Annotated in this window: 5 protein-coding genes and 1 pseudogene; 2 read left to right on the top strand and 4 right to left on the bottom strand. The window is 53.7% G+C overall.

What is annotated here, in order from left to right; all coding sequences use genetic code 11:
- Window positions 1-135: 135 nt before the first annotated feature.
- Window positions 136-924: an FkbM family methyltransferase gene (locus ACR3FF_RS23865; RefSeq protein ID WP_458190625.1), complete on the bottom strand. Its 789-nt coding sequence runs from the start codon at window positions 922-924 to the stop codon at window positions 136-138.
- 404 nt (window positions 925-1,328) lie between these two features.
- Here ACR3FF_RS23865 and ACR3FF_RS23860 point away from each other — a divergent pair, with 404 nt between their 5' ends.
- Window positions 1,329-1,622, top strand: coding sequence for a hypothetical protein (locus tag ACR3FF_RS23860; protein WP_458190624.1), 294 nt, complete (start codon window positions 1,329-1,331; stop codon window positions 1,620-1,622).
- A 193-nt stretch (window positions 1,623-1,815) separates the two neighbouring features.
- On the opposite strand, the gene ACR3FF_RS23855 is transcribed toward ACR3FF_RS23860, so the two are convergent.
- Window positions 1,816-3,303, bottom strand: a complete 1,488-nt coding sequence (locus ACR3FF_RS23855; protein WP_458190623.1) for a S8 family peptidase — start codon at window positions 3,301-3,303, stop codon at window positions 1,816-1,818.
- Window positions 3,304-3,952: 649 nt separating this feature from the next.
- Between ACR3FF_RS23855 and ACR3FF_RS23850 the strand changes: the two genes are divergently transcribed.
- Window positions 3,953-6,736 (top strand): M14 family zinc carboxypeptidase, encoded by a 2,784-nt coding sequence (locus tag ACR3FF_RS23850; protein WP_458190622.1) that lies wholly within the window; start codon window positions 3,953-3,955, stop codon window positions 6,734-6,736.
- 341 nt (window positions 6,737-7,077) lie between these two features.
- Here ACR3FF_RS23850 and ACR3FF_RS23845 read toward each other — a convergent pair whose 3' ends face one another.
- Both ACR3FF_RS23845 and ACR3FF_RS23840 read right to left on the bottom strand, forming a co-directional pair.
- On the bottom strand, window positions 7,078-8,565 hold the full coding sequence (locus ACR3FF_RS23845; RefSeq protein ID WP_458190621.1) for a sodium:solute symporter family protein: 1,488 nt from the start codon (window positions 8,563-8,565) through the stop codon (window positions 7,078-7,080).
- Between the two features lie 298 nt (window positions 8,566-8,863).
- Window positions 8,864-8,978: pseudogene (locus ACR3FF_RS23840) on the bottom strand (IS1595-like element ISHti5 family transposase); the annotation flags it as partial.

Below are 8,978 nucleotides of genomic sequence, written 5' to 3'. Positions count from 1 at the left end.
TCATAGCGACTCAAGGTTCAGTTCCAATGATGACCGCATTTTGACTCATTCCTTCTTCTCAGATCTCATTTGATTAGATTTTCTCTCTATCACTGACTTATGGGTAAGAGACAGGTCTTCAGGCGCAGGAGGATGTCAATTAGCGATTATCGTAGGGTGTTCATCCTCCTTGCGGTTAGATGAGACAGAACAGAAAGTATAATTATACTCCCTTAATAAAAGTTTTATATTTTCGGCAGTACCATGCGGCTCAATAAACAAAGTCGGTTTTTCCTCGGATAGTATTTTCTTCATGCCTTCAAGAACATTAATCTCTGCACCTTCTACATCAATTTTTACTATATCGGGGGCTGGGAAGCTTTCTTTTACTACATATTTATCCAATTCATACGATTTTACTTTTATATGTTCTACAAAATCATGTCTCAACGGGTGGGAACTAAGCATTGTACCTTGTGCTGCCCCTGCTTTGTCGGTTATCGGAACATTAAGTTCAATCTCTGAATTGTTGTCGCTCAAAGCTACATCGATTACGGTTGCATCTACATTGTTTATACTAATATTCTTTTCCAATAAAGAGACATTTGGCGGATAAGGCTCGAATGAATATGTTGATTCTACAGCCTGACCAACAAAACATGTGAAGAAGCCTATATTAGCCCCGATATCGTAGAATATCGTACCTTCGCGTTCAGGTACATGTTCCAAGATACGTGATACTACTGGTTTTTCCGCGACCTGATGTATATTCACCAACTCCCAAGACATTGTCGTAGGGCAATAGAAAGTCGCGTAATACTCTTGGATATTCTCAGTATAGTAAGGGCCACAAATCCTATTTACTGCTTTAATTCCAGCGTCTGTTAGTTCTTTTGGCATCCAAGAACCAATAGTATGTGCAACTTTTGTTAGATTCCCTATCATACTAAACCCCAACTACCTACAAGAGGTTAAAATTGGACAATTCATTTCTCACTCATCGATACTGGTACAAAGGTGCCAACCCACCACTACCGCCCGCCCCGCCGCAGACTGCGACAGGCAGGATGCGAATTAGTCCACCTCGCGACCACACCGCACCGTGCCGCAGGCGCCAGCGCAAAATTCAGCGAATGCGGCCGCGGCGGGAGGGGTAAAAGTATGATACACACTTGCAAGAACCTCCAACTCTACTGATCCTTTTGGTACTCCTTTTTGATACGATACGGGTGATAAATCGCTGCGAACCACTCAATACCCCACTGGGTCTCAAGGAGTATCTTCAGAACGAGCAAGGCACGTTCCTCCGGCTCGGCAGAGTCAACGACCAACGGCGGCAGAGAGGCGACGTGGTTAAAATCAATGTCCTTACGTACGCGAAGAATGTCGCCAAGACGGACGACGTGCTGGTTGCACGGTTGGGCTTTCGAGAGGTTTCGACTCACTACGGCTGTGCGTACAAGAATGACGGCTATCGTGTGATGGAGGAAATGGCCGAACGTGTACCCGGCGTTGCGTACGTCGATGGGCATCTCGCGAACCCCGATATTGATTTCACTACCAAGATCGACGAGAAGAGTATCCACGTCGAGTGGAATCACCCGGACCTCCATGGGTGGGTTCGCACCCACCGGGAGGGCTGATCCCACTCTCATAATACTGGGGGTCCGGCGAACCCCCCGCGTTCACCATCACACCAGCCACCGGGACAAAATTTCCACCAATGCCACCGACAGTACACAACGGACGACTACTGCCGAGTGCGGTCGTTTCTGCGGTGTTTCTGCGAGTGAACGGGGAGCGCGGCCGCGCTCCCCCATTATTACAACGGCGTGATCACGACCCGTCTTCGATTTCGTCTGCCGTTGCTGCGGCTGTGTTTCCGTTTGCATCGCTCACGACGAGTTCTACCCGATACGTGTGCCCAGAGCTCTCCTCGTGTTTTGCCCGGAGCGATGTCGTCCGTGTCGCTGTATCACCACTTACTTCGATCGTTGAGGAGTCTTCAATGTCACCGTCAGTGCGATCAGTGAGCGTGAGATCGACAGTGGCAAGGTCACCATCCGAATCACTCACTGTCCACGACGCATCGAACTCGGCATGTGGACTGCCACCAGAATTGTTCTCGGTAAGACGGAGCGTGTCGACGGCTGGGGCTGAACCTCCGCTATCACCCGACCCATCGTTTAGATTATCGCCGGTCGTCGTCCCGAGGACGGCATTCTCGACGTCGAGTAAGCCATACCCCTGTTCCTCGCGTGGGAGACCAATGTCTTCGGCTGTCGCACGGAGACGCTGGCGGGCTTCGCTATTCGTATAGCTGTTCGCCATCAGCTGTCCACCTGCCCCACTGACGTGTGGGCAGGCCATCGATGTCCCAGAGAGCGAGGTGTACCCACCGTCGTTGTACGTCGAGAGAATATTGGCACCAGGTGCTGCGAGTTCCACCTCAGATCCACGTGAGGACCACCGTGGTAACGTATCATCCTTGTTCGTTGCACTGACGGCGATACACGCTTGATAGGCGGCCGGATAGCCGACGCTGTTATTGCCGGGGCCATCATTTCCAGCAGCCGCGACGAGGAGGACGCCGTTCTCGTATGCGGTCGTACAGGCGTCCTTGATCACGGACGAGCTCTGTCGGCTGCCGAGGCTGAGACTGCCGACATCATACCCTTGGTCGGCAACCCACACGATGCCCGCCGCCACATCAGAGGCATACCCGCTGCCGCTTCCATCGAGTACCTTCGCTGCATGGAGCGTGGCTGCGGTACTGATGCCGATCACCCCGGTAGAATTGTCGACAGCGTCGGCAATCCCCGCACAGTGGGTGCCGTGACCGTTATCATCGTTCCACGAAGAAGTGTAGTCGACAAACGATGCGCCAGTGCCGAGGTTCGCCTGCAGGTCGGGGTGATCCGTGTCGATACCAGTGTCGATGATGGCGATATCTGCACCACTCCCGGTTTCCCCACTCGTGTGAGCAACTTCTGCGTCCACCCGGTCGACACCCCACGGGAGCGTTTCTGCAATCGCATGCACACGGATATCTGGTTCCACATACCGGACACCATGGTGCGAGCGCAACGCTTCACGGTCAGTTTTGCTGAAGCGCCCGACCACTGCCTGGCCGTTCGATCCGAAGTCGAGGTCTCGAATCACTTCGGCGGCCCGGTCTTTTGCGGTGCTGGTTGCCGCGTTAGAATCCGTCCCGATGATAAACCGTGGTGGGGCACTCGTTCCGATTCCTGTACCGACCGTGAATGTGCTGACGCCAGCACCGATTACGACAGTTCTGCGTGAAAGTTTGGTATCCTCACTCATGTGTGATGCTAACAATTGTACCCTCGATGTATAAATCATCGGGATAGCGTTGATATTTTAATATGAGACATCTGTCATTATCTCTGTAACAGTTACTGTTTTAACTAGACGCTCTCATGGATGCCTCAAGGGACCTCTTCGAAGGGAAAACGAGCCGATATTCGTCTCTATTGGTTCATTTCTTCGATTGGGTGACTGGCAGATGAGACCCGTCGAAAATACGTACTCGTCGTCATGTCTTCTGGTCGGCGCCAGAAACAGGACACATCGCGAAAGTGATCTCCTCACCCGAAGGCCGAGGCTTTCTCAAACAGAATCGAAGCGGAAGTCGACAACTAATATCGAGTCATTTCACCCGATGTCAATTGAAATTCGATGACCTCACCCTGCTCGTCTGAAAAGACCCCCAATTCATATCGCTCCTCCACTATAATACTTCGAGTCTGTTCATCGAATAAGGATAGCTATAATGACTAATTAACCAAGCTACTCATCAACTACTAACAATCCGCATCGTATAATGACACTAGAAAAACCGACGCTACTTCGAGCATCGAGCACCACCATAGATACGGCTGCGATACGCCATCGGCGGGGACTGTGGAGGGACTGCACAAGTACCCCTGCCGGAACGGGGAGGCAGTGACCTATGCAGAAGCCCTCCGACCAGCAATTCAAGGACAGCCCCATCTCTCGCCGAACGTTCGTCCGACTGTCGGCAGCGACGGCCAGCGCACTCGCACTTCCGGGGAACGCCCTCGCGGACGTCTCCTCGTCGAAGTTCACGGACATCTATACCTACATCGTCAATCACGTCGACGAGGAGTTCGAGATTCCAACGCTCCTCTCGATCGACGATGAGAGCGGGTTCACCGCACTCGAGGAACGTGGCCTTGACCCGGTGACCACGACCGATCCGAGTGTCGCCGCATACGTCACCCTCACACGAGACGAAGCGACCGATGTAGCCAGCATCGAACAAGTGAGCCGATTCCAGTTCTCACCAGGTTCCAATCCGTTCTGGCTACTCGAGCACTATCCACGCGGAGTGTTCCCGGACACCCACGACGCGGTCGATTACATCGATTACGAGCAGATGATCGATGGAATGAGTCACCTCCAGTCTCGTCACGAGAACCGCCTCCGGTTCTACGGAATCGGAGAGAGTCCGGGTCATTACAACGCCTTCCTCGGTGAAGACGATCCGAAGGAGGTGTACGTCGCCGAGGTAACCAACGATATTCACGATGAGGATGCATTCAGAGCGAAGGAAAAGGCGCTCTTTGTCCTCTCGATTCACGGAGACGAGCGATCAGGTGCTGAAGCTGGTACTCGATTCGTCGAGCAAGTACTCGAAGGAGAAGAGCCCGAAATCGAATCACTTCTCGATGACGTAGTATTGGTGTTCGTCTACGCGAATCCGGACGGCTGGGTGTCGCGTAATCCCCAGTATGACCTCATCGACGAGCTGGGTCACAACTCCTTCAAGCGTGCCACTGCAACGGGTGTTGACCCCAACCGCCAGTACCCGACAAACGGATGGATCAACCCAGGTTATCATCCCGCAGAACCGAACGGGATGAACCTCATCGACGACGACCCTGGCATCGATTCTGACGTTACATCGGAGTATACGGAGACCGTTCCTGACTCGCTCGCAATCGTCGAGCACCTCCGTGAATACAAGAACCTACGTGTAGGGTCGGATCTCCACGGTAAGTTCATGTCGACCGATTTCGTCAACGGTCTCATCGTCAACGATCAGTACAACCACGACCAATTCCACGACCTCTACGAGTGGAACCTGCGAACCCAAACACGCGTTGATTCCGCACTGAACGGCCTCTTGGAAGAGCATCAAAGCGACTTCGAGAACTTGAATCAGCGGTATGGCTATCCCGACGCGCCCGTCCCTGAGGTCGCCTATTCTTATGGGACGATCCTCGATACTATCGGCTACACGACGACGGGGACGCTCATCTCATGGATGAGCCAACCCGAAGAGCAAGGCGGTCTCGGCATGCAGATCATGGCCCACGAGATGGGCTGGGACAACCGGGTATTCGAGCGGCGACCATACGAGCCGTGGCTCACGAACCTTTGGGTCATCGGCTACCAGGAGGTCATCCGGGCCACCACCGCTCACGCTGTTCGATCCGTGCAAGGGACAATCGAGACCGACGCAAAGTCGGCCTACGTAGCGACGGACGCGCTCACGCGATCGTCAAACGATTTGACGACGGTTGGGAGCGACCGACGGCAGTTCACCAAGACACTGAGCGTGCGCCAGCAGTGGCGGTCGTCTTCGTTCGACGTTCCGGGAGCAACACGGTCACTTGCGGTCACCGTGAGTCCCGACGGGAACGCAATCGCCCAACTCCGGAACCCAAGTGGGCAGGTCGTTCGGTCGTTCAACTCAAGGGCTGCGGGAATCGACGACCAAGCCAAGAAAACAGCTGAATGGACGGTACTGAATCCCACCGCAGGTGAATGGACGGTCGCTGTGAAGGCACGGGGCGGGCAAGTGACGACCGCGACAGTCACCGTCACGACCCTGCTGACCGAGGGTGACGACGATCTTGCCACGCCAGATCCTGTGGAGGTCCTCGGATACCAGCAGCGGGGTTACACGGTCTCACCGCTCGCGTACTTCGAAGATTACCGCGACTATCTCTCACGCTCAGGGAATCTCGAATCGTCGAACCGCGACCAGGGTCGATCAGACGGGAATCGAACTGACGACGCCACCCTGATGGACGGAGTGACCGTCACGGACATCGTGGACGGCGCTCTTCTCAACGGGCCGAATTCGCTCGCAGTCGAGAATCTCGTTGTCTCGCACGCGGAGGGACTCGATACCCCCGCCTATATCGATGCGATCGATCGATTCGTCGAGGCGGGTGGGAATCTCGTGCTCACCGACCGTGGTGTTACACTCCTCGGCGAGCTGGAGAACTCGCTCGCTACGACGATAGACAGTGACGATATCGACGAGATCACGATCTTCAGTGCGTTCCTCGGTGAGCGAAACGATGAGCATCCGCTCCTCGCAGATACCAGATCGATTCAGCGCGAACTCTGGAAGCCAGCGCCGCTTGGCTATCCCATCACCTTCTCTGGTGAAGCACCGATGACCGTCGTCAATGTGGATGCCTTCGAGCGGGCAGATGGGACGATCGCTGGGATCACGTACGCGAGGCCATTCTACGAAGAGTCACCGTACGTGGGTGCAGGGTCGCTCACTCGTGATAATGGAACGGGAATCCACGTAATCGGTGGGCTTCTCCCGCCAGCGAACCAGTCGCACCTCCATCCGTTCGGAATGCTGGAGTATACGCCGACATTCCTCGGCCATACCATGCTGACGAATGCGCTAGGATTCGTTCAGAACCGGTATGTGGACGGTGACCTCACCGCCAGGTTCGGCGACTAATCCCGCCTACGCCAGCTTTTCCTGAGTCGATTGGCACGTACACAGAAGCCGTCAGGTGACGTCGATAGTGTAGTTCGTCCATTGGTTTCCCGATGATCAGTGAAGTATTGCGAAATATAAGTTGATGTGAGTACCTCGCAATTTGACGCACGAGAGTCATCACTGAATCGTTTGTACGAATCGAGAGTGTTTGTGAGTCGATGATGGCGTCTAGGAACCGCTCTGTGTCTCGTTTGTACACCAAACGCGAAGGGTTCGGGGACACCGCATCTTCCGTTTGGGCGTATCGGTTACGTGCCCGGCGGGCTCCTGAAGGGAGGAGATGTAGCGGCTACAGTCAGTTAATCTGCGTCAGCTTGTTTTTCCTTTTTGAGTTCTGCCACAATCTCTGGCTGTTCGCTATCGGGAATGAGATAGCTTCCGACGATGAATGCGACAGCGCTCAGAAGAATACCCGGAATCACGGGTTCTTTCCACGCACCGAACGAAATCATCCCGAGCGCTTCGAGACCAACGACCGAACTCCCGGCGAGAATTCCGAGAAACGAACCGGTTTTGCTGCCCTTGTCCCAGTAGTGGCTCATGATGTAGGGAACGAAGATACCAGCCGCACGAAATGAGAATGAGAACATGAGCACGGTTACAATCACGTTGATATTGAATAGCGCGACGAGTATTGCAGCCGCACCGATGACACCAGTTGCGACCTTACTCAGCTTTCCGAGCTGCTCGGGCGACGCATCAGGGTTGATATATGGCTTATAGAGGTCGTTGACGACGATAGTTGAGGCAGCAACGAGGTCTGAGTCCGCACTCGACATCGTTGCCGACACGAGCGCCCCGAACAGGATACCGATCAGGATATCAGGAAGAACAACAGTCGCGAATCCGGGGAGGACATATCTCGATCCATATTCAGCAACGTACGGGATGGTGTTACCGTTTGCCTGGTAGGTCAGCGTAGCCAATCCAAGAATTGCGGGGAAAAATGCGAATAAAAAGTACGAGGCTGCAGCACCGAGCGATCCCCACTTCGCTGCTTTGTCTGATTCAGCAGCGAAGTAGCGTTGGACGTACTCCTGTCCGACACTGAAACTAGTGAAGTAAATGACAGTCAGACTAAGAATCTGCCTCCAGCCGATTCCCTTGGTTAGACTGAACCGCCATGGCTCCAACGTGGATGTCATGGTTCCCCAGCCACCGACGGTGTTGAGCGCAAAGGGCACCGTGAGTATCACTCCCCCGATGACGAATATCCACTGCATCATATCGGTGAAAGTCACACTCCAGAGCCCACCAACCATTGAGTAGCCAACCGCTGCTGTGCCCATGAGCAAGACTGCCGTCGTATAATCGACACCGACGAGAATCGAGAACACGATCCCAGATGCCATAATCTGGATGGCCGTCAATCCGATCATCGGCAGGAGGAGCACGATTGCGGTTAGAATGTGGTTTTCTTTCCCATATCGCTTAAAGAAAAACTCCGAAACAGTCGTCGACAGTGTCGAACGGAGTTTTGGTGCGATAAATGCAAGCAGGACAAACGCAATACCCATTGTAATGACGTACCACGCCGAGGAAAGTCCCCATTCTCCGTAGGCTTGCTGTGCGACCCCCATCGAGCTCCCGCCTCCAATCTCTGTCGCAGCAATCGTGCCAGCAATGAACACTGGCCCAAGCCGCTTGCCCGCAAGCATGAAATCCTGGTCTGTTTCGACGTTTCGTGCAGCGTATAGTCCGATGCCGAGCAGTGCTACTAGATACACCGCGACGATTGCATAAACTATGATTGACAACGCCATACGATACCACGTGGCTTGGTTCATGATATTCCCACCACCTCCCATGGGAGGGCGTCGTAGAACCGCCGCTTTAGCCCATGAAATGACCGAATAGGAGACGAGCCGCTAATCGGAAATCAGGCACAGCCGATATCTGTTGCAAAGTGACTCCATCAATAGCAGAACGAAGAGTCAGATATGCAGACTCAACGGAAGACAATCAACTTCACGTTCTTGCCTCGTTTTTCTGCAGCTGGGCAACAGGCGCCATGAAAATCGACGAACACAGTAGCGTCGCACCAATTACTGTGTTGTTTCGGTCGTCTCGGATATTGTAGCTCGCTCATCTGTAGAAGTCAGTACTTAGGATCTGCTCGAACCAGTCGTCGGTGTTGAGGATCCAGCCCAAGAAGTTTAGATAGCCCTGTAAGTGGTGTTTTGAGACGCCTCGGAACCTT

Source organism: Haladaptatus ordinarius, from assembly GCF_054177595.1.
Note: the sequence above shows the minus strand (reverse complement) of the source record. Positions and strands in the feature narration are given on the sequence as shown.